This window comes from Sphingomonas sp. GW821-FHT12D09, assembly GCF_058807215.1.
The window spans coordinates 1,493,099-1,518,854 of the sequence record NZ_JBXAQL010000001.1 but is presented as its reverse complement, the minus strand read 5'-3'; the positions used below and the strand labels follow the sequence as shown (position 1 = coordinate 1,518,854).

Annotated in this window: 21 protein-coding genes; 8 read left to right on the top strand and 13 right to left on the bottom strand. The window is 66.6% G+C overall.

Features of this window, described 5'->3' with window-relative positions:
- The first annotated feature begins 89 nt into the window (after window positions 1–89).
- Window positions 90–2,993 (top strand): TonB-dependent receptor domain-containing protein, encoded by a 2,904-nt coding sequence (locus tag AC1RPL_RS06740; RefSeq protein WP_493068481.1) that lies wholly within the window; start codon window positions 90–92, stop codon window positions 2,991–2,993.
- A 66-nt stretch (window positions 2,994–3,059) separates the two neighbouring features.
- Window positions 3,060–4,427, top strand: coding sequence for a hypothetical protein (locus AC1RPL_RS06735; RefSeq protein ID WP_493068480.1), 1,368 nt, complete (start codon window positions 3,060–3,062; stop codon window positions 4,425–4,427).
- 55 nt (window positions 4,428–4,482) lie between these two features.
- Here the strand turns inward: AC1RPL_RS06735 and AC1RPL_RS06730 are convergent, their stop codons facing one another.
- The 6 genes from AC1RPL_RS06730 to AC1RPL_RS06705 form a co-directional block, all read right to left on the bottom strand.
- Window positions 4,483–5,709: a LysR family transcriptional regulator gene (locus AC1RPL_RS06730; protein ID WP_493068479.1), complete on the bottom strand. Its 1,227-nt coding sequence runs from the start codon at window positions 5,707–5,709 to the stop codon at window positions 4,483–4,485.
- 23 nt (window positions 5,710–5,732) lie between these two features.
- Entirely contained in the window at window positions 5,733–7,061 is a 1,329-nt protein-coding gene (locus AC1RPL_RS06725) for an MFS transporter (RefSeq protein ID WP_493068478.1), read from the bottom strand.
- On the bottom strand, window positions 7,058–7,900 hold the full coding sequence (locus tag AC1RPL_RS06720) for a class III extradiol dioxygenase family protein (protein WP_493068477.1): 843 nt from the start codon (window positions 7,898–7,900) through the stop codon (window positions 7,058–7,060). The genes AC1RPL_RS06725 and AC1RPL_RS06720 overlap by 4 nt, the downstream gene beginning before the upstream one ends.
- A 3-nt stretch (window positions 7,901–7,903) precedes the next feature.
- A complete protein-coding gene (locus AC1RPL_RS06715) occupies window positions 7,904–8,170 on the bottom strand; it encodes a hypothetical protein (protein WP_493068476.1) in 267 nt (88 codons plus the stop codon).
- Window positions 8,171–8,294: 124 nt separating this feature from the next.
- Entirely contained in the window at window positions 8,295–9,770 is a 1,476-nt protein-coding gene (locus tag AC1RPL_RS06710; protein ID WP_493068475.1) for an MFS transporter, read from the bottom strand.
- A gap of 309 nt (window positions 9,771–10,079) precedes the next feature.
- Window positions 10,080–10,562, bottom strand: coding sequence for a hypothetical protein (locus AC1RPL_RS06705; protein ID WP_493068474.1), 483 nt, complete (start codon window positions 10,560–10,562; stop codon window positions 10,080–10,082).
- 77 nt (window positions 10,563–10,639) lie between these two features.
- Here AC1RPL_RS06705 and AC1RPL_RS06700 point away from each other — a divergent pair, with 77 nt between their 5' ends.
- The 3 genes from AC1RPL_RS06700 to AC1RPL_RS06690 all read left to right on the top strand — a co-directional run bounded on the left by AC1RPL_RS06700 (window position 10,640) and on the right by AC1RPL_RS06690 (window position 11,646).
- Window positions 10,640–10,969 (top strand): hypothetical protein, encoded by a 330-nt coding sequence (locus tag AC1RPL_RS06700; protein ID WP_493068473.1) that lies wholly within the window; start codon window positions 10,640–10,642, stop codon window positions 10,967–10,969.
- 227 nt (window positions 10,970–11,196) lie between these two features.
- Window positions 11,197–11,376: a hypothetical protein gene (locus AC1RPL_RS06695; protein WP_493068472.1), complete on the top strand. Its 180-nt coding sequence runs from the start codon at window positions 11,197–11,199 to the stop codon at window positions 11,374–11,376.
- A gap of 21 nt (window positions 11,377–11,397) precedes the next feature.
- Window positions 11,398–11,646 (top strand): hypothetical protein, encoded by a 249-nt coding sequence (locus tag AC1RPL_RS06690; RefSeq protein WP_493068471.1) that lies wholly within the window; start codon window positions 11,398–11,400, stop codon window positions 11,644–11,646.
- Window positions 11,647–11,893: 247 nt separating this feature from the next.
- On the opposite strand, the gene AC1RPL_RS06685 is transcribed toward AC1RPL_RS06690, so the two are convergent.
- The 7 genes from AC1RPL_RS06685 to AC1RPL_RS06655 all read right to left on the bottom strand — a co-directional run bounded on the left by AC1RPL_RS06685 (window position 11,894) and on the right by AC1RPL_RS06655 (window position 21,683).
- A complete protein-coding gene (locus AC1RPL_RS06685) occupies window positions 11,894–13,228 on the bottom strand; it encodes an MFS transporter (RefSeq protein WP_493068470.1) in 1,335 nt (444 codons plus the stop codon).
- Window positions 13,225–14,376, bottom strand: coding sequence for a CaiB/BaiF CoA transferase family protein (locus tag AC1RPL_RS06680; RefSeq protein ID WP_493068469.1), 1,152 nt, complete (start codon window positions 14,374–14,376; stop codon window positions 13,225–13,227). Before AC1RPL_RS06680 ends, AC1RPL_RS06685 begins: the two co-directional genes overlap by 4 nt.
- Window positions 14,377–14,418: 42 nt before the next feature.
- Complete coding sequence (gene proC / locus AC1RPL_RS06675; protein ID WP_493068468.1) at window positions 14,419–15,198, bottom strand: pyrroline-5-carboxylate reductase; 780 nt, start codon at window positions 15,196–15,198, stop codon at window positions 14,419–14,421.
- Window positions 15,195–18,302, bottom strand: coding sequence for an amidohydrolase family protein (locus tag AC1RPL_RS06670; RefSeq protein ID WP_493068467.1), 3,108 nt, complete (start codon window positions 18,300–18,302; stop codon window positions 15,195–15,197). The genes proC and AC1RPL_RS06670 overlap by 4 nt, the downstream gene beginning before the upstream one ends.
- Window positions 18,303–18,406: 104 nt before the next feature.
- Window positions 18,407–19,645 carry an amidohydrolase family protein gene (locus AC1RPL_RS06665; protein WP_493068466.1) on the bottom strand — a complete coding sequence of 413 codons (1,239 nt, stop codon included), beginning with the start codon at window positions 19,643–19,645 and terminating at the stop codon, window positions 18,407–18,409.
- Complete coding sequence (locus AC1RPL_RS06660; protein ID WP_493068465.1) at window positions 19,642–21,090, bottom strand: amidohydrolase family protein; 1,449 nt, start codon at window positions 21,088–21,090, stop codon at window positions 19,642–19,644. Before AC1RPL_RS06660 ends, AC1RPL_RS06665 begins: the two co-directional genes overlap by 4 nt.
- A complete protein-coding gene (locus AC1RPL_RS06655; RefSeq protein WP_493068464.1) occupies window positions 21,087–21,683 on the bottom strand; it encodes an FMN-binding negative transcriptional regulator in 597 nt (198 codons plus the stop codon). Before AC1RPL_RS06655 ends, AC1RPL_RS06660 begins: the two co-directional genes overlap by 4 nt.
- A 189-nt stretch (window positions 21,684–21,872) precedes the next feature.
- Between AC1RPL_RS06655 and pdxR the strand changes: the two genes are divergently transcribed.
- The 3 genes from pdxR to AC1RPL_RS06640 all read left to right on the top strand — a co-directional run bounded on the left by pdxR (window position 21,873) and on the right by AC1RPL_RS06640 (window position 25,650).
- Complete coding sequence (gene pdxR, locus AC1RPL_RS06650; protein WP_493068463.1) at window positions 21,873–23,339, top strand: MocR-like pyridoxine biosynthesis transcription factor PdxR; 1,467 nt, start codon at window positions 21,873–21,875, stop codon at window positions 23,337–23,339.
- Window positions 23,340–23,444: 105 nt separating this feature from the next.
- A complete protein-coding gene (locus AC1RPL_RS06645) occupies window positions 23,445–23,975 on the top strand; it encodes a hypothetical protein (RefSeq protein WP_493068462.1) in 531 nt (176 codons plus the stop codon).
- 16 nt (window positions 23,976–23,991) lie between these two features.
- The gene (locus tag AC1RPL_RS06640) at window positions 23,992–25,650 is read left to right on the top strand and encodes an amidohydrolase (RefSeq protein ID WP_493068461.1); all 1,659 of its coding nucleotides are present in this window, start codon (window positions 23,992–23,994) and stop codon (window positions 25,648–25,650) included.
- The last annotated feature ends 106 nt before the right edge of the window (window positions 25,651–25,756 follow it).

The following is a 25,756-nucleotide window of genomic DNA, read 5'->3' as shown; positions in this document are numbered from 1 at the left end:
TGGATGAGCCCGATCGCATTCGCCGTGCGACTGATCTTGCACACATGCGCCCAACGACATGTGACATGCAAAGTTCAGGAGAGTGAGACGTGCGCTATCACACCAGGAAGGCGTGCGCCCTGTTGCTCGGGGTCAGCACCATTGCCTTTGTCAGTCCCGCCTTCGCGCAGAGCAGCGCACCGGCGCCGCAGGCGGATTCCGGGCCCGCGTCCGGAAGCGCGCAGGATGAGGCTCCGGCTGCCGAGCAGGCGATCATCGTTACCGGCTCCCGCATCGTCACCAATGGCAATAACAGCCCGACGCCGCTGACCGTGGTGAGCACGCAGGAGCTGCTGACCACCCAGCCGACCAGCGTCGCCGCGGCGCTGCAGAGCCTGCCGGTGTTCCAGGGATCGATGGGCCAGAATTCGGGCACCGGTGGCGGGCAGGGCGGTCCGAACGGCGCGGCGAACGCGCCCAATATCCGCAATGTCGGCCTCTATCGCACGCTCACCTTGTTCGACGGCAAGCGCATCCAACCGACCACCGACACCGGCCTGGTGACGATCGACATGCTCCCGCAGATGCTGTTGCAGCGCGTCGACGTGGTGACCGGCGGCGTCTCCGCCGTCTATGGCTCGGATGCGATCAGCGGCGTCGTCAATTTCGTGACCGACCGCAAGTTCACCGGCGTCTCGCTGAAGGCGCAGCGCGGCATCTCTGGTCTGGGCGACGATCCGATCACCGATCTTGGCGGCGCGTTCGGCGCCAATCTGTTCGGCGGGCGCGGCCATATCGAGGCGAGCCTCGAATATTATGACGATCCCGGCATCACCAACATGTTCAGCCGCCGTATCGGCAACCTCTGGCAGGTCGAGGGCAGTGTCCCCGGATCGACCTCCGCGGCCGGTACCGCGGGCAATCCTTATGGCCTCTATTCGAACGTCCGCAACGCCGCGACCAGCTTTGGCGGCCTGGTCCGCAGCGGGCCGCTGGCCGGCATGAACTTCTCGTCGAACGGCGTGCTGAGCGCCTTCCAGCATGGTATGGCGACCGGCACCTCGGGCTTCGAGGTCGGCGGCGACGGCGGCTATAATTTCAACAGCTCGCTGAAGGGCGCGCTGCGCGCCAAGCGGACCTTTGCCCGCTTCGATTTCGATGTGAGCGACAAGGTGCATTTCTTCATCGAAGGCTTCGGTGCGAAGAACCGCAATTCCTACAATGACACCAGCCTGTCCTTCGCCAATGTGACGTTGCGTTCGCAGAACCCGTTCCTGCCGCCGGCCTATCAATATGGGACCGCGACGACGACGTTCACAATGAGCAAGATCTCGACCCAGCTGCTGCCGCACACCAAGCAGTTCGACCTGGGCAGCTATTGGGGCAATGCCGGGCTGGAAGGCAGCTTCGGCAATGGCTTCAAATGGGAAATCGGCGCCAGCCACGGCTATTCCGAGCAGAAGTGGACGACCGAGCGCAACATCAACCTCCAGCATCTCGGTGCCGCGCTCGACGCGGTCTCGGTCGGCGGCAACATCGTCTGCCAGATCAATGCCGATGCGATCACCACCAACGACGATCCGAACTGCGCGCCCCTGAACCTGTTCGGGCCTACCTCCTCCTCGGCGGCGGCACTCGGCTACATCACCGATCGGACCCAGGCGACCGCGATCACCCGCCTTACCGATATCACCGGCTCGCTCACCGGTTCGCCGTTCAGCACCTGGGCGGGCCCGGTGAGCTTCGCACTCTCCGGCGAGTGGCGGCGCACCAGCCTTTACTCGACCAGTGAGATATCGCCCGACGTAAAGGCGGACTGCACCGGCATCCGCTACAACTGCAGCCAGGGCACAACCAACCTGCACCAGGTGACCTTCGGCATCATCCCGCTGGTCAAGCAGACCGTGAAGGAAGCCGCGCTCGAGCTTGAGGTGCCGCTGCTCCGCGACGTTCCCTTCGCACGCGACATCAGCCTCAACCTGGCCGGGCGCTATGCCGATTACGACACGTTCGGCGGCGCGACGACCTGGAAGGTGGGTCTCAACTGGCGGGTCAGCGACGCGCTGATGCTCCGCGCCACGCGCTCGCGCGATTTCCGGGCGCCAAACCTCAGCAATCTCTATCAGCCTGCCACCGTCAGCCGCGGCACGGTGATCGACCAGCTGACCGGCCAGACCCTGGTAAACGCGCCCAACCAGGGCGGCGGCAATCCCGATCTCCAACCCGAGATCGGCGCCACCCTCACTGGCGGCCTGGTGTACAAGCCGGCTTGGTTCTCCGGCTTCAGCGTCTCGATCGATGCCTATGACATCAAGATCTATGACGCGATCACCGCGCTGAACGGCGCCAATGTCTCGGTGCAGCGGATCTGCAACGCCAGCGGCGGTTCCTCGCCGCTCTGCAGCCTGATCGTGCGACCGAACGGCTATTCGGACACTTCGGCCGCCAACAACGCGACCTATTTCTACACCGTGCCCGTCAATGCCGCATCGATCCATACGCGCGGCATCGATTTCGAGGCGAACTACGCGACGCAGCTGTTCAACAACCCGCTCTCGCTGCGCGCGCTCGTCACCTACCAGCCGCTGCTCAAGCAGGTCACCCCCAGCCTGGCCGATGCCGGCGTTGCCGGCGTAGCCTATTCCCCGATCGCGGGGCTGGGCGCGACGCCCAAGTGGCGCTTCACCGCCTTCGTCAACTACAGCCCCGACGAGACGATCCGCATCAGCCTGTCGCAGCGCTGGCGCAGCGCGCTCGAGTGGAACACCGATCCCACGCTCTATTATGCCGAGCCCAAGATCCCGACCTTTGGCTGGACCAATATCAACCTGAGCTTCACGCCCAAGGCGGACTGGGCGAAGATGGAATTCTATCTGAACGTCCAGAATGTGTTCGACACCAAGGCGCCGATCGCGATCAACTCGTCGAGCGATGCAGGGCGCTACGGCGCGTACATCGCCAGCGACGACATTGTCGGGCGCTACTTCACCACCGGCGTCCGGCTGAAGTTTTGAGCCGTGAGGCGGCCCTGTGCAGCGATGCGCGGGGCCGTATCGCCTTCCAGTCCAGGGATAGAGAAGATGATCAAGCAAACCCTAGCGAAGGCCATGCTGCTGGCCACCGCGCTCGCCCAGCCGGTCGCGACGACGCAGCTCATGGCGGCCGAGGCCTACCAGGTCGAAGGCGCGCTCAAGGCCGGCGCTGCCCGCATCGACATCACGCCGGCAGTGGAAGACCTGCCCAAGCCCTTCGTCTCGATCGAGAGCAAGCTCTACGTCCGCACCCTGGTGGTCGAATCCGGCGGCAAGCGCGCGGTGCTGATCGTCGGTGACCTGCCGATGATCGCCGCCGACGTGTTCGCCGATCTGATGAAGCGGGTCTCCAAGGAAGCCGGCGTACCGGAGGAGAATATCCTGCTGGCGGTGACGCACACCCATGACGCGGTGCGGCTCGACAACAATCCGGTGGGCATCATCCTGCCGGGGTCGGCGAAGATCACAAAGATTACCTCCGATGCGATCCTCGCTTCGGTCCGCCAGGCAATCGCAAACCTCCAGCCGGCGCGCGCAGGCTATGCCAACGGGTCGTTCAAGCTGGCCGGCAAGAGCGACAATGGCATGGGTGCCGAGAATGCACCGCTCAGCGGCCGTACGCAGAGCGCCGATGCCTCGATCGGCGTGTTCAAGGTCGAGAGCCTGAACGGCGAGACGATCGCGCTGCTGATCAGCAACGGCCCTGGGCCGGGCGTGCCGGGGCTGGGCAACAACGACAACAGCAAGCGCTCGGCGGTCAGCGCCGACATGGTCGGCATGGTCGAGCGCTATGTCGAGCAGCGCTTCGGCGACAAGGCGGTGGCGATGTACACGGTTGGCGCGCCGATGGGCATCGCAATCAACCCGCGCCAGAAGCTGCCCGGGCTGGTGCCGCCCGATACCAATACGCTGAAGGGCGCCGTGGCCGCGGTGCTCGGCGAGGAAGTCGTGGCGACTTCGGCGCGGGTCAAGACTGCGGATCGGCTGGCGATCGCGGCGATGTTCGAGGTCCTGTCGTGCCCGGGCAAGTCGACCTATCCGCTCAACAATCCCGGATCCTGCTCGGACGCGCCGGGCGCCTCGCTTCCGCGCTGCGTGTTCAAGGATACCGATATCGCACCCGTGCCCCTGCGCTTCGGTGTCATCCAGCTCGGCGATTTCGCGATCGTCCATAGCGACGCGAATGTGATGCCGCCGCTCTGGGCCAAGGTGAAGCAGGGCGCCCCGACACCCGCGAACACGATGCTGGTGTCATTGGGCTATGGCCCGGTCCATTATGTCGTTCCCGACGAGGATTATCCGAGCAACAGCTATCCGGTGACCGCCAGCATGGTGAAGCCGGGCTGTGCCGCATCCGGCTTCGTCACCAATTCGCTCAAGATGTTGGGCCAGGCCCAGGCGCCAAAGGCGCGGTAGAGTTCCTTCCACCTCAGTGGGGCGGAGCACAGCTCCGCCCCTTTTTTTGTCTGTTTCACACGACGCGGCGCATCGATGCGCGCCCCGAACTGGCGCCAATCTCGCTGCGCAGCAGATCGATGAAATCGAGATGCGGGCGGGTCGCCAGCCAGTCGACACGCATGGTCACGCCCAGCGAGGGCCGCGGCTCGATAGGGCCGAAGGGCAGGGGCACCAGGTCGCCGCCCTCGTGCATCAGCTCATAGCTGGTCATCAGCGTCAGCCGATCACTGCGGGCAAGCAGATGGCGGATGACCGGCAGCGCGCAGGTCGCGATCGAGGATCTGGGGCCCGCGGTGCCTGCGAACAAGCCTTCGAAGCAGGCGCGGCGTCCGGCGCCTTCGGTGGCGACGACCCAGTCCTGTGCCAGCAGATCGTCCAGGTCCACGTGGCCGCGCCGCAGCAGGGGATGACTGGCGCGCACGACGATCGAATAGGGCGTTTCGCCGAAGCTCTCGCTGATAAGATCCGCGGCAGAGCCCTCCTGCAGCAGCCCGATCACGAAATCGACTTCGCCGGCACGCAGATATTTCAGCATCTGGGCATTGCTGTCGTTGACGATCCTGACATCGACTTTGGGGTGCGCGGCCACGAACCCGTCGAGGACCGAGGCTAGCAACAGGCTGCCGCCAAAGGGCATCGAGCCTATCGACACCTGGCTGGCGCAGATGCCGCGCGCCATCTCAATCTCGCGAATGCCCCATTCGATTTCCTTCGCAGCAAGCTTGAACCTTCGGCTCAGCTCGATCCCGGTCGGTGTGACCATCGCTCCCTCGGCAGTATGGCAGAACAGGGAGGCGTTCAGATTGCCTTCCAGCTGCCGCGCGGCACGTTGCAGGGCAGCAGGGGAGAGGCCGAGCGCGGCCGCGGCGCGCGCGAGGGTGCCATGCTCGACCACTGCCGTCAGGCTGCGAAGCTGCGAGCGTGAAAGCCTTCGAGCAGTCAGACGTGCGGCAGGCACGCCCAGCACCGTGAGTGCGCTTTCAAGCTGACCGAAAAAGCGCGCGGTGCGGCGGTACAGGATTTCGCCGGCACCGTTCAGATAGCTTCCGATCGGGCGGCGCTCGATCAAGGCTTCATCAAGAAGCTGCTCGATCTTGGCAACGGCCTGGGTGACTGCAGGCTGCGACAGGCGAAGCTCTTCCGATGCCTGCCGCAGGCTGCGGTGGCGCCCGACGCACTCGAACAACCCCAATTGCCTGAGGGTCAATGCGTCCGCGGTGTCCTCTGGCGTCCGCGCCATCGGGGCCTCGTCTCGCCGCGGACCTAGGCCAGTTCCTCCCCGACGACCTTGGGAGACCATTGCGGGCGCAGCAGGACAACGCAGGCCGCGGCGCCGCAGGCTAGGAAGCCCACGATCACCTTCATCGGCAGGTCATAGCTTCCGCTCACCGCGAGCAGCCAGCCGGAGAGTGCGGCGGCGACGCCGCCCGAAAGGCCGGCGGCGACATGCTGGACGCCCACCGCCAGGCCGATCGCCTGGGGCGGAAGCAGCGTCACCTTGCACAGCGCCAGGTTGTTCGCGCTGGCAAGACCCAGGCACGAGAGCGAGAAGACGTTCCAGAACAGCGCCCAGCCCAGGCTGGTGGTATAGGCGCCGAACAGCACCGTGCCCGCGCCGACGAAACCGGCGACGATGAACGCCTTGCGCGTGTTCACCGGATCGGCGCCGCGCTCGATCAGCCGGTCCGCCGCCCAGCCCGCCACGACCGCGACGATGGCGATGCCGATGAAGCTGAAGAAGGTGTAGAGGCCCGACTTGCCCAGCGAGAGCCCGCGCTGCTCGACCAGATAGGCCGGCATCCAAGTCATGCAGTAGAAGGTGAAATAGCTGTAGCAGAAATTGACGATGATCCCGCCCCACACGACCGGGGACAGGATGATGTTGCGGAAAGGCACCGATTCCGCGCGGCGGCGGGCGGCGGCCATTTCCTCCTTCTTCGGATAGTCGTTCTGGACGAACAGGCTCCACGGGATCAGCCAGAGCAGCCCGGCCAGGCCGGTGATCGCGAACATCAGCCGCCAGTCATACGCCACGATCAGCCAGGCCGCGGCGGGCGCGCCCAGCGCGGTGCCCAGCTTGTTGCCGAAGGCGAAGATGCCGATCGCGGTGCCCGTGTGCCGCTCGGGCACGTTGGTGCGGATCCAGCGATAGCTCGCCGGCATCACCACAGCCTCGGTGGCGCCGACGACGAAGCGGATCATGAACAGCGCCGCAAAGACCGTCACCAGGCTCGAGGCGGCGGTGGCGAGGCACCAGAGCGCGAAGCACACCGCATAGGGCACCTTGGTGCCGTAGCGGTCGACGATCCAGCCGAGCGGAATCTGGGCCAGCGCGTAAGACCAAAAGAAGGCCGATCCCAGCCAGCCGCGATCGGTATCGCTCATCGCGAAATGCGCAGTGAAGGACTTGTGCGCGAGCGCCGAGGACAGGCTTGAGCGATCGGCATAGGCGATCATCACGCCCAGGCTGAGCAGCACCAGGATCGCCCAATGCTTGCCCTGCATCGTCGCGCGCGTGGTAGCCGCCGGCTCGATGCAGGCAGCGTCGTCGCTCATCTCGGCCGTCCCGGTCGCCATGCTCGCGGCGCTCATGCCGCGTCGCCTTCGAACAGCATCACGGCACCGCCCGTATGCGAGATCGGGACATGATAGAGGCTTGCCAGCACCTTGGGCGCCGGGCTGGATAGTGCGCCGCGCATCACCAGCCAGGTCATCAGCTCGACGCCCTGCGCACCGGCGAGATCGACGATCTCGTCATTGGTATAGCCGGTCAGCGCCTGGGGCTCGTCGACGATCTTTTCCATGCAGAAACGGTCAAACGGCTCGTTGATCTTGCCGAACTGGCCGAGTTCATGGGAGAGCCCGCCACTGCCGATCACCAGCACGCGCACGTCCTCGCCATAAGAGTGGACCGCGCGGCCGATCGCCTGGCCGAGCGCGAAGCAGCGTGCGGGCTTGGGGAAGGGCGGCTGCACCGCGTTGATCACCACCGGGATGATCGCGACCGGCGGCTGGCTGTTCGCCCCCCAGATCAGGTCGAGCGCTGTCGTGCAGGCATGGTCGAGCCGCATCTCCCGGCAGGTGCTGACGTCGAATTCGTCCTCCACCAACCCCTGGACGATATGCCAGCCTAGATCCGATGCGCCTTCGAACGTACGCGGGCGCGGTACGCCGAAACCCTCGTCGGCCGGGCTGTATTCCTGCGCCACGCCGATCGCGAAGGTGGGCATGTTGTCGAGGAAGAAGTTCAGCCCATGATCATTGTAGATGATGATCGCGACCGTGGGCCGACCATCTTCCATCAAGGCCTGGATATCTTCGTACTTGTCGAAGAAGGGCTTGAAATCGACCTCCTCCTGCTTGCCCGCGTTGAGCGTGCGGCCAATCACGGGGACGTGCGAGGTGCCAAGCCCTGCCAGGATATGCGCCATGGTTCAGGCCTCCTTTGCCGGGCGGTTCACCCGGTCGAGCTTCATCACGAAATACATGTTGCCGCCGGCGTTCAGCAGGCGCCGCTTGTCGCGGCTGATCGCGGCGTCGCGTTCCTCGTCGGACAGGCCATATTGCGCGCAATAGCCGGCGGGATTCGCCGCATAGGCCTTGCGGTTCTCGGCGCTGTTCAGCGAATAGCACATGCGATTGAGCGCATAGCCGCGCTGCGCCGCTCCGGCGTTGAACTTGCCCGCTTGCACGTTGGTCACGATCCGCTCCTACTCATAGGGTCACGCGGTCCGGGTCCCGGCACGCGGCTTTTGCAAGGTACATAGCCAATCGCGTTTGCGTTCCGGTCATCCAAAACGGGGCAATGGCGATTGCAAGAGGCGGTCAGCGCGCCCGCGTCGTCATGCTGCTTCCCGCATCGGCCGGAAGCCGGACGAACCAGGGCACAGAGAGCAAGGTGAGCAGCGCGATGATCGTGAACGCCGGCGTGACGGCCGCGGCGGTGAGATGCGCCTCCCCGCGCCAGAGCATCATCGCCTGGAGCAGCAGCGCGGCCATGCCGACGCTCACCGATTGGACGAATTGGGAGATCATCGCCGAAGCGCTCGTACCGCGGCTCATCTCGTCCTCGCCCAGGTCGGCATAGGCCATGCCGTTGACGCTGGTGAACTGGAGCGAGCGGAAGAAGCCGCCGACCCCCAGCACCGCGGCAACCAGCCAGTGCGGCGTCGCAGGGGTGAAGAGCGAGCACGCGCTAAAGCTGGCCGCACAGATCAGCGCGTTGGCGATCAGCACGGTACGAAAGCCGTAGCGCCGCAGGATCGGCGGTGCCGCGATCTTCATGACCAGCGAGCCCACCGCCGAGACGAAGGTCATCAATCCCGCGGCTAGCGGTGTCATGCCGAAACCCACCTGGAGGAGCATAGCGAGCAGGAACGGCGTGGCACCGGCCATCAGCCGGAAGAACGAGCCGCCAACCACCGAGGCGCGAAAAGTGGACGTGCGGAAGATGGCTAGGTCGATGATCGGATGCGCGCTGCGCCGGGCGTGGCGGACATAGGCAAGGAGTGAGCCAATGCCGAGCGCAAACAGCAGCGCGACCATTATCAGGTCCGGCTTGCCATGGCCCAGCGTGTCCACCCCGAAGATCAGCCCGCCCAGTGTGATCGCGAGCAATATCACGCCCGTCCAGTCGAGGGGCGCCACCGCCCGTTCCTTGACGTCAGGCACAAATGCATGGACCAGCGCGACACTGGCGACTGCGACAGGCAGGTTGAGGAAGAACACCCAGCGCCAGCTCGCCACGCTCACCACCGCGCCGCCGAGCAGCGGGCCGACCACGGGCCCGATCATTGCTGGGACCGTGAGCATCGACATTGCGGCGACCAGCTCGTGCTTGGGCGTATTGCGCAGCAGGACAAGGCGGCCCACCGGCGTCATCATTGCCCCGGCGCAGCCCTGAGCGACGCGAAACAGCACCAGGGCGATCAGGTTGGGGGCGAGGCCGCAGGCGGCCGATGCCAGCGTGAACAGGATCATCGCGGCCATCAGCACACGCTTGGCGCCGAACCGGTCGGCGATCCACCCCGAGATCGGCAGGAAGCCTGTGAGGCCGAGGAGATAGGCGGTGATGACGATGTTCAGCCGCAACGGCTCGACATGCAGCGCGGGAGCCATCGAAGGGAGCGCGGTGCTGATCGCGGTCGAGCTGAGATTGGACATGAACATCGCGGTGCCGATGATCGCAGGGATCAGGCCGGCACCCGTTCGAGCGCGCGCGGAGGAAAGATCGCTGGCGACTTCGGCGGCGTCCTCATCGACCAGATCGCGAGACAATAGATGGTCGGTTTGGTCGCTCATCCGGATGCGAAGCCCCTGTGGTTGACGGCATCACAATCGAGGATGGCGGGCTAGCGCAACAATCAGATGGCTGCGCACGGCGATAGTTTCGACGCTGCAGGCGGGGCTGCGCATGCTGTGGCGCGTTCGGCCGCCCTGTGACAAACGGGACCTTCACCCGTGATAACGACGCCGCGCGTTGGCGTGACTAAGGAGACGCCTTGGCTACGTCGTGGGCGCTACGGCTCCGGCAAGAGCAGAGAGGCGTCGTCCAAGGACAGCGGGGCGACGTTTTTGGCGCCCGGGACGTTGTCCCGGGCGCCCTTTGGCTCAGAACTTCACGCGCGCATCCACCAGGAAGGAGCGTGGCGGCAGGAAGTTGAACTGGTCTGCCTGTCCATAGCCATTCTGGTAGGGTACGCCATTGACCGTCGTGGTCGGGGCGCCCGACGAGCTGCTCGAGATCGCGGCAACCGCGCGGCTGTCGAACACGTTCTGGACAGTGACGCCCAGGCGAAAATTGTCCCCGATATCCTGGCTCATCGCCAACTGGCCGACGCTGTACTGCTTGATGCGATAGAGGCGCAGATTGGGATTCCCGCTGAACTCGGTCGCATATTGCGGACCAATGTGTTTCTGGTCGAACGACAGGCGGAAGCCCTGGTTGCGATAGACAAAGCCTGCCGCCCCGGTGCCGAAGGGCGCCTTGGCGATCCTGTCACCGGGACGCCGGGGGTGGGCTTCTACGGTTATGCCAGCGGCCAGAGCATCGAGGCGACGCGTCTCGATGGCGGTGATTCGTCGCTGCGCCACGATGTGCGCGACCTGTTCAAGGCCGAGATGACCTTCAAGCCGTTCAGACCGCCTCGCTCATCGCTACATATACGGACGTGTCGACGCAGGACGCGATCCTCGCCTTTCCGGGCATCTCGCCCGAGATGGACGCGGCATATCCGACCCGGATCCTCCGTGACACGAATGGCGCGATTACCTCGGTCGATGCCCGTCCGCTGAACATCGCCAACGAGACACGCAGGAGCCTGCGCTTCGGTTTCAACTTCAACCGCTCCTGGCAGGCGCCCGAAGCACCGGGCCTCAAGATGCCGGGAGGCGGCAGCTTCGGCGGTGGCCATTATTTCGGCGCCGGGGGAACCACGCTGCAGTTCGCCCTGTGCGACACGATCCGCCTGTCGGACCGCGTGACACTCGCGGCCGGCTAGGCTCCGATCGATCTCCTGGGCAACAATCTGCTCGGCGAAGGGCTGCGCGCGCCGCGCCATTCGGTTGATGCCCAGCTCAGCGCGACACATCACGGGTTCGGCCTGCGGGCCAATGCGAGCTGGAAGAGTGGCGAGACCGTTGCCCCGGCCTGCCGGGCCAGTTGCGCTTCAACGAGCCCCTTACGCTCAACCTGCGAATTTTCTTTTTCCCCGACAAACAGCCTGGCGTGTTGCGCTCGCTGCCCTGGATGAAGGGCGTGCGGTTCCTGCTGGCGCTCGACAATCTGCTCGACCAGGCGCCGGATGTCCGCGATCGGCTCGGCGCGGTGCCGCTCGCCTATCAGCGCGGCTATCTCGATCCGCCCGGCCGTGCCTTCCGGTTCGGCATCCGCAAGACGTGGCAATGACCGGATAGGGAAACGACCTCGATGCACGGCCCGTCGCGCAAGCACTGGGCCGCACGACCCCATATCGTGATTGCCGGCCTGGTCATGGACGCCGCGCTGGCGATGCTCGGCATCCTCAAATTTGCCTCGGAGGTGATCGAGGGCGAATTCGACGCCGATGATCGTGCGATACTGATCGTAATTCGCGATCATCCGGGCGAAGTGCCCGGCCTGCGTGGGGCCATGCTCGACCTGACCACGCCAGCGACACCACGACGCCCATTCTGGTGATCCTGGGCACGGCGGGCCTGTATCTGACCATGGGTGCCAGCCGGGTCGCGGCAATCCTGTGCACGCAGGCGGCGCTCGGGATGCTGCTCGTCCAGGGCGTCAAGGCGCTTACCGATCATGCGCGGCTGGGTGGTGCTGACGGCGTTCCTCTGCCGCCGGTTCGTCCCGGAGCAATCCACTCCCCGCGCTGTAAGGGCCGCCGCGGCCCGTGGCGGCGGCGCGTGTCGAACGCGACCGCCGCGCAGGGTCAGGCCAGATGGCCGGCCTTGCGCGGCTCGCGCATCGCTAGCGCGGTCAGGAAGGCGACCGCGCAGATCGCGGCGACATACCAGCCGAACCAGCTCTCATGGCCCATCTGCTTGAGGAGCAAGGCGATGAACTCCGCCGTTCCGCCGAAGATCGCCGAGGCGATCGCATGGCCGAGCCCGACGCCTAGGGCCCGAACGCTCGCCGGGAACAGCTCCGCCTTGAACAGCCCGGATACCGAAGTGTAGAAGCTGAGGATCGCCAGCGCCGCCACCACGAGCAGGAAGGCGGCCACCGGCCCGTCCGCTTTGCCCAGCGCACCGAATAGCGGCGCGGCAAAGAGAGTCATTCCGCCGCTGAAGATCAGCAGACAGGTCCGTCGGCCGATGCGATCGGACAGGATGCCGATCGCCGGCTGGACCAGAAGGAACAGGATGGTAGCGGCGATCATGGCCTTGCTGGCGTCGGGCACGCTGAGGCCTGCCGAATTGACCAGATACTTCTGCATATAGGTGGTGAAGCTGTAGAGGCTGACCGCGCCTCCGCCGCTGAGCGCCATGACCGTGAGGAGCGCGCGCGGATGCCTGGCAAGCGAGCGAAGCGTGCCGGCATCGGCCGGCGCTTCGGCCGACGTCGCGGTTTCGTGCATCATGTCGCGCATTAGCAGCAGCACCGCGGCGAGCACCGCGCCCAGCACGAACGGGATGCGCCACCCCCACGCGCGCAGTTCTGTCTCGCCGATGGTCAGCTGGAGCAGCCCGATCACGAGCAGCGCACCCAGCTGCCCGCCGATCAGGGTGACGAACTGGAAGGACGCGAAAAAGCCCCGCCGGCCCGGTTCGGCGATCTCGCTCAGGTAGGTCGCGGCAGCGCCATATTGGCCGCCGCTCGAGAAACCCTGCATCAACCGGGCGATCAGCAGCAGGGCAGGCGCCGCCGCTCCGATCTGCGCGAAGCCAGGCAGGACCGCTACCAGCAGCGATCCGCCTCCCATCAGCAGCACCGAGGCGATCATCGCCGCCCGTCGTCCCCGCCGGTCGGCGAAACGGCCGAAATACCAGCCGCCGAGCGGCCGGATCAGAAAACCGGCGGCATAGATCGCTGCGACATTGAGCAGCTGTGCGGTGCGGTCGCCGCTCGGAAAGAAGGCCGCGGCAAAATAGAGCGCAGTATAGGCATAGGCGTAGAAATCGAACCACTCGATCAAGTTGCCGGCCGAACCTGCAAAGGCGGCACGTACGCGTGTACGCCGGTCGAGCGGGATTGGAACCGCCGCGTGCGTGTCGAGCGGGGCATCGCCATCGGCGAGCGCTCCAATGCCAGGGCCGATGCTCATATCCAGGTCTCCAGCGTGTCGAGGTCCCGCAGGATGGATGCGCGGTCCGCATCGAGTACTGGCGCAGGGCGGTCCGGCAGCCGAGCGGCACCTGCTACCGTGAAGGGCGAGCGTATCGAGCGAAGGCTGCCTTGCACCGGATGCTCCAGCACCGGGAACATGCCTGCGGCGAGGAGCTGCGGGTCGGCTTGCAGCGCCTCCATCCGGTTGACGCGGGCATGGGGGATCTCGGCCTTTCGGAGTGCCGTGATCCAGTCCTCGCTGGTGCGCGACGGGCTCGCCTCCGCGACCACGGCGTAGAGCATGTCGATATGTGCGCTGCGCTGCGCGGGATCGGTGACCCGCTCGTCCTCGGCGAGATCGTCGCGCCCGATCATCCTGAGATAGCGCTGCCAATGGGCGGTGGTGTAGGGCATCACGGTGACATGGCCATCGCTGGTCGCATAAGGCCGGCGATTGGGAGAGCGCAGCCGCTCATATCCCATCGGCCCGACCGGCGGCTCGAAGGTCGCCCCGCCAAGATGCTCGGGCATCAGGAACGAGACCATGGTCTCGAACATCGGCGTCTCGATCGCGACGCCGTCCCCCGTCCGCGCGCGAGCTGCGATGCCCGATGCGATCGCCAGAGCCAGGTGCAGGCCCGCGACCTTGTCGCAGAGCACCGTCGGGACATAGCGCGGCTGTCCAGCTTCGGCATTCAGCCAGGCCAGGCCGGAAGCGGACTGGATACAGTCGTCATAGGCCGGCTCGTCGCCCTGCGGACCCTCCCCGAAGCCGCGTGCCGCGCAGTAGACGATATCCGGGCGGATCGCCTTCACGGCAGCATGATCGAGCCCCAGCCTTTCGGCCGAACGCGGGCGCATGTTGTGGACCAGCACATCCGCCGTGGCGAGCAGCCGGAACAAAGTCGCGCGTCCCTCCGGGCTGGTCGCATCGATTACGATGGAGCGCTTGTTGCGATTGAAGTTGAGGAAGCCAGCGCCGTCTCCTCCATCGCGCGCCGCGCCGGCGTGGCGAAAGAGATCGCCGCCGGGGGCCTCGACCTTGATGACCTCGGCACCGAAATCGCCGAGCAACTGAGTGGCATAGGGCCCGAGCACGATCGTCGTCAGATCGACGATCCGCACGCCCTTCAACAGGTCGTACATTCCTCTTCCTTTACTAGCTCGGCCTCTTGGCGGGCCTTGGCATCAGCTGCCGAGTTCGCGGGCGCGCGCGGCGGCAGCAGCGACAGTGTCCACCGCCAGCCGATCGGTGATTTGGTCCAGGTCCATCTGGGCGAGCCCCGCCGCCGTGGTACCGCCCGGGCTCGTCACCTCGGTGCGCAGCTCGGCCAGGCTATCCGGGCGTTGGGCGGCCAGTGCCCCGGCGCCGGTGAAGGTCGCGCGCGCAAGGCGGGTCGCTATCGGTGCGGGCAGGCCGGCGGCCTCGCCCGCAGCGGCGAGCGCTTCGGCAAAGCGGAAGAAATAGGCCGGGCCACTGCCCGAGACCGCCGTCACGAGATCCATGTCGGCTTCGCGGTCGAGCCAGACCACTTCGCCGACCGCGCCGAACAATGCGTCGACCAGGACATCATCCGCATCGCTGACCCCGCTGCCGGGATAGGCGGCGGTGATACCCTGTCCGATCGCGGCGGGCGTATTCGGCATCGCCCGGACGATCCGCTGGCTTCCGCCAAGCTTTTCCCCGAGCTGCTCGACGCTGAGGCCTGCCAGGATTGACACGATCAGGTCGCCGCGTAGCGCGAAGGGCAGGATGGCCGCGCGCGCGCTGTCCAGCGCCTGCGGCTTGACCGCGAGCACGACGACCAGGTCCGCGGGCAGCGCGGCCTCGTCGAGCTGTTCGATCCTCCGCGCGCCGGGCGGCACCTCGGCATGGGGATCGAAGACGAGGACGTCATGCGCCCCGACCCATCCCCGCGCCAGTGCGCTGCCCATTCGGCCGCAGCCGATCAGCAGGATCGTGCTCATGGCTTGTCTCCTGTCGGCAGCCAGTCTTCGACATCGGCCTTGGCGAACCAGGGCGCGGGCAGGGGCCGTGCAGTCGGCCAGATCTCGTCCAGGGTATCGGAGGCGTAGAGACGTCCGCCCCGCATCACTGCCGTCACCGACCGGGTGTTGCGGATGTCCGCCAGCGGATCGCGATCGAGGATCACGAGGTCCGCCAGCTTGCCCGTTTCGATCGTGCCGATATCGTCCAGCCGTCCGATCGCCTCGGCCGAGCCTGCGGTCGCGGCGTGCAGGACCTCGGCGGGGGACATGCCCCCCATGACATGCGCTTCCATTTCCCAGTGGAAGCCGATGCCGGGCACTTCGCCATGCGCGCCCATCGCGACCAGCCCGCCGCCGCGCGCGACCCGAGCCGCACCCGCGGCGACGCCCGGAAAGCGGTACAAGTCGAGCGCGCGCCAGGGCCTGTCGGAGAGCTTCTGCTCGACAGCGCTCGGGGGCCAGAAATGGAGCGTGCGCGGATCGTGCAGAGGATCGTCCGTGGCGACGAACCAGTCGGACCCTTGCGAGCCGCCGTTCGTGACCATCAACGTCGTGGTATAGCTGGTACGCATCGCCGCCAGCAGCCGGGTCACGTCCTCGCCCAGCGGGCTGGCCACGAGCGCGTGCTCGTTACCCGCATAGCCATCAAGAATCTGTGACAAGTCGAGCTTAAGCGACAAGGCGCCTTCGGTGGTCGGCAGCAGGCCGAGCTCATGCGCCGCCATCGAGATCCATTGCCGCACCCGCCGGTTGCCGGTGCGATATTCCTTGATGTTCGTCAGGCCGTAGGCGTCCCGGTAGCGTCGCAGCACGGTGCGCACTGCATCAAGCGAGCCGAAGCGGTTCATCGAGAACAGGGCGGGGCCGGTGGAGCGCAGCCGTGGCCCCAGCACCAGCCCGGCATCGATCATGTCCTGATAGGCGATCATGTCGATGCTCAGCGTCGAGGGATCGAAGCTGGTCGTGACGCCGTAAGCCAGGCGCGCGCGCAGGCTCCATTCCTCTGTGGACAGCACCTCGCGCCGGACCGCGCCGATATGATCGTGCACGTCGATGAAGCCGGGGAGGATCGTCTTGCCGGTCACGTCGCGGATGGCCGTGCCGGCCGGGAGTTTCAGGCTGCCCCGCGGCCCGACTCCGGCGATCCGGTCCCCGACGACCAGGATATCGGCATCGTCGAGGATCCGGTCCTTCGCCATGGTCAGGACACGCGCGCCGCGCAGCACCAGGCTGCCGGCCGGGCGGTCGCGTGGCAGCTCGACGGTCATGGCAAGGTCGAGCGGCTTGCGGCCGGCGCTCGGGGAGAGCCGGTGGAACTGCGATCCGACCGACCAGTCGACGGCGCCATTCGCGCCCCATTCGATATAGTCGGCGCCGAGATCGCTGATCCGGCGCGCGCCAGCCTTGGCGTCGAGCAAGTCGATCTCGGGTTCCTCGGCCGGCGGTGTCGCCAGCAGATAGAGCTGCTGTACGCTCTGGACGATCAGCGATTTGCCGTCCGGGCTGATCCGCATGTCGTCGACGGGGACCGAGCCTTCCACGAAATAATAGCCGGGACCCTTCACCTGCGCGATGCGGCGTATGGCGCCGCTTGCGAGGTCGATCGCGTTCAGCCCGTTGGCGGCCATCAGATAGACCTGGCCCGGCTCGCGGGTGAAATGGGGCCGCGCACCGAAGCGACCGCGCGCGACAATCCGCGCCGGGCCGCCGCCAGGCGAAAACGCGACGAGCTCGCCCGTCCGTATCTTGCCCCAATCGAAGTTGCTGCGTTGGCGCGCCGCGGCCGGTGAGCGGACCGACAGGATGGCGCGGCCGTCCGGGGTGAAGGTCGGATAGGTGTAATATGCGGGAACGTCACTGACACGGACAGGCGCGCCGCTGCCGTCCGCGGGCATCGTCCAGATCGCACCAGCTTCACCCTCGCTCCAGGTAACAAAGGCTATGCGCTTGCCATCCGGGCTCCAGCCGGGCTGGAATGCGGCGGTACTGCCCTTGGGCAGCCGTCGGGGCTTCGATCCGGTGACCGATTGCACATAGATGCCGCCCAGTGCTGAGAAGGCGATGCGCTTGCCGTCGGGCGAAGCGATCGGCGCCTGTACCAGGTGCGCGCGCACCGGGCCGGTCTGCTCACGGATCCGGGTTCGGGTGCTCGCGCCGACATCGAGAGCGACCTGAGCGCTGAACGGCAGCGGCGTTGTCCCGCCATCGGCGAGCGCGACCCGCTCGAAGCGCCCGCCATGGGCGAGGATCAGCGCGGACCCATCGGGCGTGAAGGCATAGCGGGGGACAAGGTCCTGCCATGACGAGGCCTGGAGATCGTCGGGATCGAGCGCGGGGACCAGCAGGCGATCACGGCCCGTGGCCAGGTCGCGTATCCGTAACTGGGTGACGCCGCCGCGGCGTGTCGCATAGGCCAGCAGCTTGCCGTCGGGAGACGGCATTGGCCGATAGAAGGATTCCCGGTCCGCGCCGCGCGCGCCGGTGCCGGCGATGATCGGGGTCTCGGCGCCACTCGACTGGTCGCGCCGGACCACGCTCCACGGCGACACGTCGTCAAAGTCGATCGTGCCGATGCGGCGCGCGTAATAGAGCCATTTGCCGTCACGGCTTGCCTCGGCCCCGAGCGTTCCCTGCTTCGCGACTGCTGCGTCCTTGATCGGCGCGATCAGCCTGGCGCCGCCCGCCACGTCATAGCGCCACAGCTCGTAATTATTCCGGTCGGCCCGGAAGCGGCTGACGAAGATCGCCTTGCCGTCGGCGCTCCAGCCGGGGGAGGCGAGGCTGGTGTCGTCATCGCCAAAGCTGACCTGCCTGGCATTGCCGCCATCGGCATCGGCGATCCAGACATTCTCGGCGCCGGAGCGGTCACTGACAAAGGCGATGGACTTGCCATCTGGGGAGAATACCGGCTGGGTGTCGAAGCCCAGGCCCTGCGTGATCTGCCTCGCCGTGCCCCCGCCAATCGGCATCAGATAGAGGTCGCCGAGGAGATCGAAGAGGATCGTCTGTCCGTCCGGTGCAATGTCGAGCGACATCCAGGTGCCGCTCGACACCGTGTAGCGTAGCTGGCGTTCGGGCGGCATCGGCAGGGACTGGCCCGGTGCCTGCTGTGGCCGATCATCCTGTGCCCGTACCGGGCCCGCGATCAAAGAGATGGCGGCGGCCCCTGCGGCGAGGATCGGACGCATCACGGTGCCGTGGGCGCGTAACGGCGCTGCAGCTCGCTTTGCCGCGTGACCTGGCTAACCTGCTTGCCTTCGACGATGACGGCGGCCGCGCCCGTGGAAGGCTCGAGCGGATCGCCATCCCAGACCACCAGGTCGGCGGCGCTGCCGGGGGCGAGGGTGGCCGGGCGGCCACCCCAGATGGTCGCCGCATTGACGGTCATCGCGCGCAGCGCGTCGATCCGGTTCAGGCCGGCTGCAACCGAAAGGCCCGCGCCTTCGCGCAGCACCAGCCCGGCATTGTAGCTCAGCTCGATGGCGCCGCCGACCAGGCCGAACGCAACCTTGACGCCGGTCCGGGTGAGGATCGCGGCATTCTCCTGACGCGCGCCGATCTGGTCGAAGGTGTTGGGCAGGTTCGATTCGGGATCGAGCACCACGGGGATATGCGCCGCCGCGAGCAGGTCCGCCGCGCGCCAGGCCTCGGCGCCCCCGACGATCACTACCTTGATGTGATAGTCGGCGGCGAGCTTGACCGCCTGGCGGATGTCGCTTTCGCGGTGCGTGACGAGGGCGAGCGGCATAGCGCCGAGCAACACCTGGCGCAGGGCGGCACGGTCCTGGCGCTCGAGTGCGAATTCCTCGCCTGCGGGCAGGCTGGTCAGCTTCGCCTCGTCAAGCGCCGCGCGCAGTAGACCCCATTGCGCCGCCCGCGATCCGGCCTGCTTCTCCCAGGCGCCGCCGCCGATCACGGCGAACATCGCCGCGCGGGGGCGGCCGAGGATATCGGCGCCGGGACGCAGGCGTGCGATCGCGGCCATGCCCGAGAAGGGCGCAACCCCCGAGGGGCCGGGGAAGCTGAGCGCGCTCGTGACGCCGTCGGCGCGCGCTAGTTCGACCAGGGTCGAGTTGCCATTGAGGGCATAGGAAACGTCGAATGCCGGTCCCATTTCGGCATCGCTTGCTGCGGAGAAGTCGCGCGTATCGTTTGCTGCGGAGACCTCGACCAGGCCGAGTTGGGTCGCGGCGTTGATCAGGCCCGGTGTTACCGGCTTGCCCGACGCATCGATCACGCGCGCGCCTGCCGGCACGGCGCCTCCCGGCGTCACCGAAACGATCCGGTCGCCGTCGACAACGATCGTTGCGTCGCGCACCGGCGTGTCGCTGGTCATGGTCCAGGCCTCGCCGTGCACGATGGCGATCTGCTGCGCGGCTGCGGGCGAGGCGGCCAGCAGGGCGGCGAGGGTGAGGAGCCGCCTCACGGGCGCACCGCCGCCCGACCGAGCTCGAAATCGGAATCGGGTTCCGACGGCGGCTGGCTCCGGTCGGAGACGATCGCGCCATCGATCAGGACGAGGTCTGCCTTGGTATAGACGCTGAACGGATTGCCGGACCACAAGACGACATCGGCATTATAGCCTGGGGCAAGCGTGCCGATCCGGTCGGCCAGCCCCAGCACCCGCGCGGGATTGCTGGTGATCCAGCGGATCATCCGCTCAGGCGGCACCTCGATGCCCATCTGCCGTCCGGCGCCGGCCGCTTTCGCCGCTTCCATCGCCAGCCGCTGGCCGGATGCAGGCGAATCGGAGTGCATCGTCACGCAAACGCCTGCCTTGTCGAGCATCGGCGCGCTGGCCCTGAGCGAATCCAGTGTCTCCATCTTGAACCCCCACCAGTCGCCGAACACCGCCGCACAGACATCGTTTTCGCGCAGCAGGGCGGGGATCTTGTAGGCCTCGCCCGCATGATGGAACGCGACGAGGTGAATGTTGAACTCGCGCATCACCGACAACATCGTCGCCATGTCGTCTGCGCGGTAGCAATGCATGTTGAGGCGAAGGTCGCCGGCCAGCACCCCCGCCAGCGCCTCGCGCTTCATGTCGGGGCCGCGGCCCGGCGGCGGGCCGCGCCGCTCGGGCGGCTGCCCATCATAGCCGCGCCAGTCGCGCAGTATCTGCCCGGCATCCATGAACGACTTGCGGACATAGGCGACCACGCCCTGCCGGCTGGTCGGCCCCCGATGGCTCTCCGCCCCCTCCGACTTGGGGTTCTCGCCACAGGCCATCTTGAAGCCCTGCGGCGCCCCGGGGAATTTCATCGCGGCGACGGTCGTGGCGCGGACTGGCTTCACGGTGATCGCGCGACCGCTGAAGATGGGGCTCGAGCCCGGTAGCACCTGGATCGTCGTCACCCCCGAATGGAGCGCGCGCGAAAAGGCGACGTCCTGCGGATTGATTGCCGTTTCGATCCAGGTGTCGGCGACATTCACGTCGCTCGCTTCGGCGACGTCGCCGGCCTGGCGGTCGATCGTGGTGAGCGGGAGCACATAGGTGCCGTCATGGCTATGGACGTCGATCACGCCTGGGGTAACCCAGCGGCCCCGCGCGTCGATTTCCCGCACGCCACTCGGATTGGCGAGCCCTTGCCCCACCGCGGCGATCTTGCCGTCCCAAACGAGCACATCGCCGTCGTCGATGCGCTTTCCTGCACCGTCCAGCACCGTTGCGTGGCGGAACAGGAGATCGGCGCGAGGACCCGGCTTGTAGGTGCTCGGAAAGGGATCGCGGAGCCAGGGATCGATCTGCGCGTCCGCGCCGAGCGCCGGGGCGGGGCGATCCTGCTTGCCGCCGCGATGCTGCGCGGCGAGCGGGGCGGTGCAAAGGCCCGCAGCCAATGCCGCGACGATCGCGCGATGGAATAGCGTCATACGCGCTCCCTGTTGAACCGGCGCATCCAGCGCGTCAGCGCCGGATCGGAATGGGTTGCCAATATCGCTTGCAGCGTATCCGGCCGCTCGTCCTGGCCAAGCTTGAACTTGCCCAGCGTCCGGGTCACCTCGGCCCGGAAGCCGATAATCCCCCCGAGCATCGCCGGGTAGCGCGCGCCGAGCATTTCCTTTCGCCACGGCGTGGCATCCTCCATCGCGACGCAAAGCAGATCGAGTGCGGTTTCGGTATGCTCCGGCTCGAACCGTATCTCCGCCTCTATCCGCAGCTGGACATAGTTCCACGTGGGTCCCCAGTCGCTGCGGCCAGCATGGTCCGGTGAAACATAAGCCTGCGGCCCCTGGAACAGGACCAGTGCGCGCGGCACTTCGCTTAGTGCGGCATGAAGTGGATTGCTTCGCGCCATATGTCCGATCAGATGGGTCAGGCGGCCGGCTGCGTCATATTCCCCGAGCAGCGGCAGCAGGCTGGCATGGTCGGCGTCGCCATTTGCCGCGCACACCCAGGCGAGCGGATATTCGCGGATCAGGTCGCGGACATCCTCTGGCTGGTACGTCTCGAATGGCCCCGTCATTCCCACCCTGCACCTATCATCGTGCCAATCCCCCAAGCGGCCGGAACACCTGTCATCGGCATCGCGTCCCGTGCGGGCAAGCGCCAAGAGTAAAATTGCCACTGGTCCAAGATGACCGATTGTCTTGCAACTGCAACAAACCTACGCTGGTCCCAGTATGGCCTTCAATTGCCGGAGGAATCAGATCCAATGCTGCGTCCTTGGAAAGTCAGCCTGAGCGAACGGATCGTCCATTCGCGTGGCACGCCCGTCTATATGCAGATCATCCAGGCGCTGATCCGCGACATCGAAAGCGGCCGGCTGGTCTCGGGCACCTTCCTGCCCAGCAGCCGCGAATTGTCGGACGTCCTCAACGTCAACCGCAAGACAGTGGTGCTGGCCTATGAGGATCTGATCGCCCAGGGGTGGCTCGCCTCCGCCGGCACGCGTGGCACCATGGTCTCGACGTCGCTCCCGGAACCAACCGGCAAGGCGGCGCGCCTTGAGGTCGCCGAGGACATGCATGGCGGAGCGGAATATCGCTTCGCGACACCTCCCGCGCGCCCGCTGGCCTTGCCGAGCGGATCGGGTCTCAAAATCGACGAGGGCGCGCCGGATGGCCGGCTGTTCCCGGCGGACCTGCTGGCCCGGGCCTACCGATCGGCCACCCAGCGCGCCCAGCGCGACCATCATCTCCAATATGGCGATCCGCGTGGATCGCCGGGACTGCGGGAGAGCATCGCCGCGATGCTCAAGAGCGAGCGCGGCCTGCCGGTCACCGCGCGCAACATCTGCATCACCCGCGGCAGCCAGAACGGCATTTTCCTCGCCGCCCAGGTGCTGATCACCCCGGGCGATGCCGTGATCGTCGAAGCGCTCACCTATGAGCCGGCCGTCGCGGCGTTCCGGGCATGCGGCGCCAGGATCATCAGTGTCGGGCTGGACGAGGATGGCATTGATGTCGAGGCCGTGGAGCGGGCCTGCCGTCAGGAGCGGGTCCGCGCCGCCTTCGTCACGCCGCACCACCAGTTTCCCACGACCGTGGCGCTGCGCCCCGAGCGCCGGCTGCGCCTTATCGAGCTGGCGCGCCAGTTCGGCTTCGCGATCGTCGAGGACGATTACGACCATGAGTTCCACTTCGAGTCGCAACCGCTCCTGCCCATGGCTGGCTATGCGCCGAACCGGGTCATCTATGTCGGCTCGCTGTCGAAGCTTCTGCTGCCCGCGCTTCGCATCGGCTATATCGCCGCGCCCGAGGAAGTGATCGACGCGATCGCCCACCGGGTCTCGCTGATCGACGGGATGGGCAACATCCTGACCGAAGGTGCCGCGACCGAGCTCATCGAGAATGGCGAGCTCCGCCGGCACAGCCGCAAGGTCCGGCACGTCTATGCCGCGAGGCGCAAGAGCTTTGCTGCGACGCTCGATGCGACGCTCGGCGGATTGGTCGATTATGCGATGCCCGACGGTGGCCTGGCCTTCTGGCTGAAGTTCCGGGATCGCGCCGTGCTCGACCAGGTCGAGCTTCGCGGTCCGGAATTCGGTCTCCGCTTCGCATTGTCGGCTTCTTTCATGACGCGGCAAGATGCGCCGCGCGGACTACGGATCGGCTTTGCGAGCCTGACCGATCACGAGGCGCGACAGGCATTGTCCGCGCTCGCGACCGCGGCGCGCTGAGTGGACCGGTCATATTAGTGAAACTGGATGTTCCCGCGCGGCCCAAGCCGCGGAACACCTTGGCGACAGGACGGCATCGAATGCCGCGAGAAGGGGAAACGAAAAATGAAGAACGCTTTGGGACCCATGCTGGCCGGCGTCGCGATGATGCTTGCACCCTCGGCACACGCCCAGTCGGCGCCTGCCCCCGCAGCACCGGCGCCGGTACCAGCGCCCGCGGCGGAGGCGCCTTGGCCCGAGGCCTGGTTCGAGATCTTCAAGCTGGCGCCGGGCAAGCAGGAGGATTTCATCCGCCGCATCGCGCGCGCCGATGAAATTGCCGCGGCCGGCGGTCAGCCGCCCATTCAGATTTTCGTCCATCAGGACGGTGCCGACTGGGACGTGCTGCTGTTCAAGCCTGTGCGCAATGTCACGCTGACGCCGGAGCAGCAGGCGGCGATCGCGGCCAAGCGCAAGGAACTGCACGGCGAGAGCGGGCCGGCCTATTTCGTCGCGATCCGCGAGGATATCGCCGCGCACACCGACACCAAGGCCTATGGTCCGCTCAGCGCTGCCCAGTGGCTTGCCAAGCTGGACCAGTGGCGTGCGGAGAACCCGAAGCCTGCGGCCGCGCCTACCAAGCCGGCGAAGAAGTGATGCGGGAAGCACGGGCATGATCGATCGGCGGCACTTCCTTCGCGGCAGCGCCGCCTTGCTTGCGGTCCCGGCGCGCGCCGCGGATGCGGCGCGCGAGCTGGATACCGCCTATATCAATGCCCGTATCTGGACCGGGCGGAGCCCCTCGGATCGCAGCGATGCGCTCGGTGTTGCTGGTGCGGACATCGCCGCGGTCGGCGCCGCCGCGGTGCGCGCGCGAACGGGCAGGCGCACGCAGGTGATCGACTTGCAAGGGGCCTTTGTCGTCCCCGGCATGGTCGATTGCCACACCCATTTCGCTCGGGCGTCGCTGATGCTCTCGCGCCCGTCCCTGCGCGATGCCGACACGCCCGCCGAGTTCGTGCGTCGTATCGGGGCGGCGGCGGCGGCGCTGCCGAATGGGCAGTGGCTCGAAGGGGGCAACTGGGACGCGGATCGCTGGGGCGGCGAGATGCCTACCCGGCAGTGGATCGACGCGGTGACCCCGGACACGCCGGTAGCGGTGATCCGCTACGACCTGCACATGCTGTTGCTCAATTCGCTGGCGCTCAAGCTCGCCGGTATCGACCGCAATACGCCCGAAGTGGCCGGGGGCGTGATCCTGCGCGACACGAAGGGAGAACCGACCGGCATCCTAAAGGATGCCGCGCGCGAGCTCGCCACCCGCGCGATCCCAAGGCCGACCGACGCCCAGGTCGAGACGGCGATCCGCAAGGGCATCGAGCTCGGTCTCAGCAACGGCGTCACCCAGGTCCACAATACCGATGTCGATTGGGTCACCCATGATGCGATCCGCCGAATGCGCGCGCGCGGCGAGACTGACATGCGCTTTTATTCCTACACGCCGATCGCGGACTGGGAGCGGGCCATTGCCCTGGTCAAGGCGGAAGGGCGGGGCGACGACTGGGTGCGTTGGGGTGCCTGCAAGGCAGTCTATGACGGCTCGCTCGGCTCCCGCACCGCTTTGTTCTACGAGCCCTATCTCGACGACCCCTCGACGCATGGCATCGTCGTCACCAAGCGCGACGATTTGCGCCGCTGGATGCGCGCGGTGGACAAGGCGGGGCTCCAGGTCTCGGCGCATGCGATCGGCGACGAGGCAAATGACGAGGTGCTCGACGTGATGGCCGAAGTTGCCGCCGCCAACGGGCCGCGCGACCGGCGCTTCCGCATCGAGCACGCCCAGTCGTTGAGCAAGAAGGCGATTCCCCGCTTTGCCAAGCAGGGCGTGATCGCCTCGGTCCAGCCCTATCACGCGATCGACGATGGCCGCTGGGCGGTGAAGCGGATCGGCGAGGAGCGGCTCAGCCGGACCTATGCCTTCCACTCGCTCGTCGCATCCGGCGCGCATGTGTGCCTGGGGTCGGACTGGCCGGTTGCGCCTCTCGATCCGCTGGCCGGAATCCAGGCGGCGGTGCTGCGCGAGACGCTCGACGGGAAGAATCCCGGCGGCTGGCATCCCGAGCAGCGCATCAGCCTGCTCCAGGCCTTGTCCGGCTATACGCGCGAGGCCGCCTATGCAGGCTTCATGGACCGGCGCATGGGAATGATCGCACCTGGCCGCATCGCCGACTTTGTGGTGCTCGACCGCGACCTGTTCGCGATCGATCCGGAGACCATCACGCAGACCAGGGTGCTGCGGACTATCGTGGGCGGCATGCAGCGCTTCGGCTGACACCCACGCGTCGTGCCCCGCCCGAGGGGTATACCGGAACCCAATCCGGCGTGCCAGGAGGTCGGTGTCTGGGGCAATGGACTGTGTCGTGGATACAACCGTTACG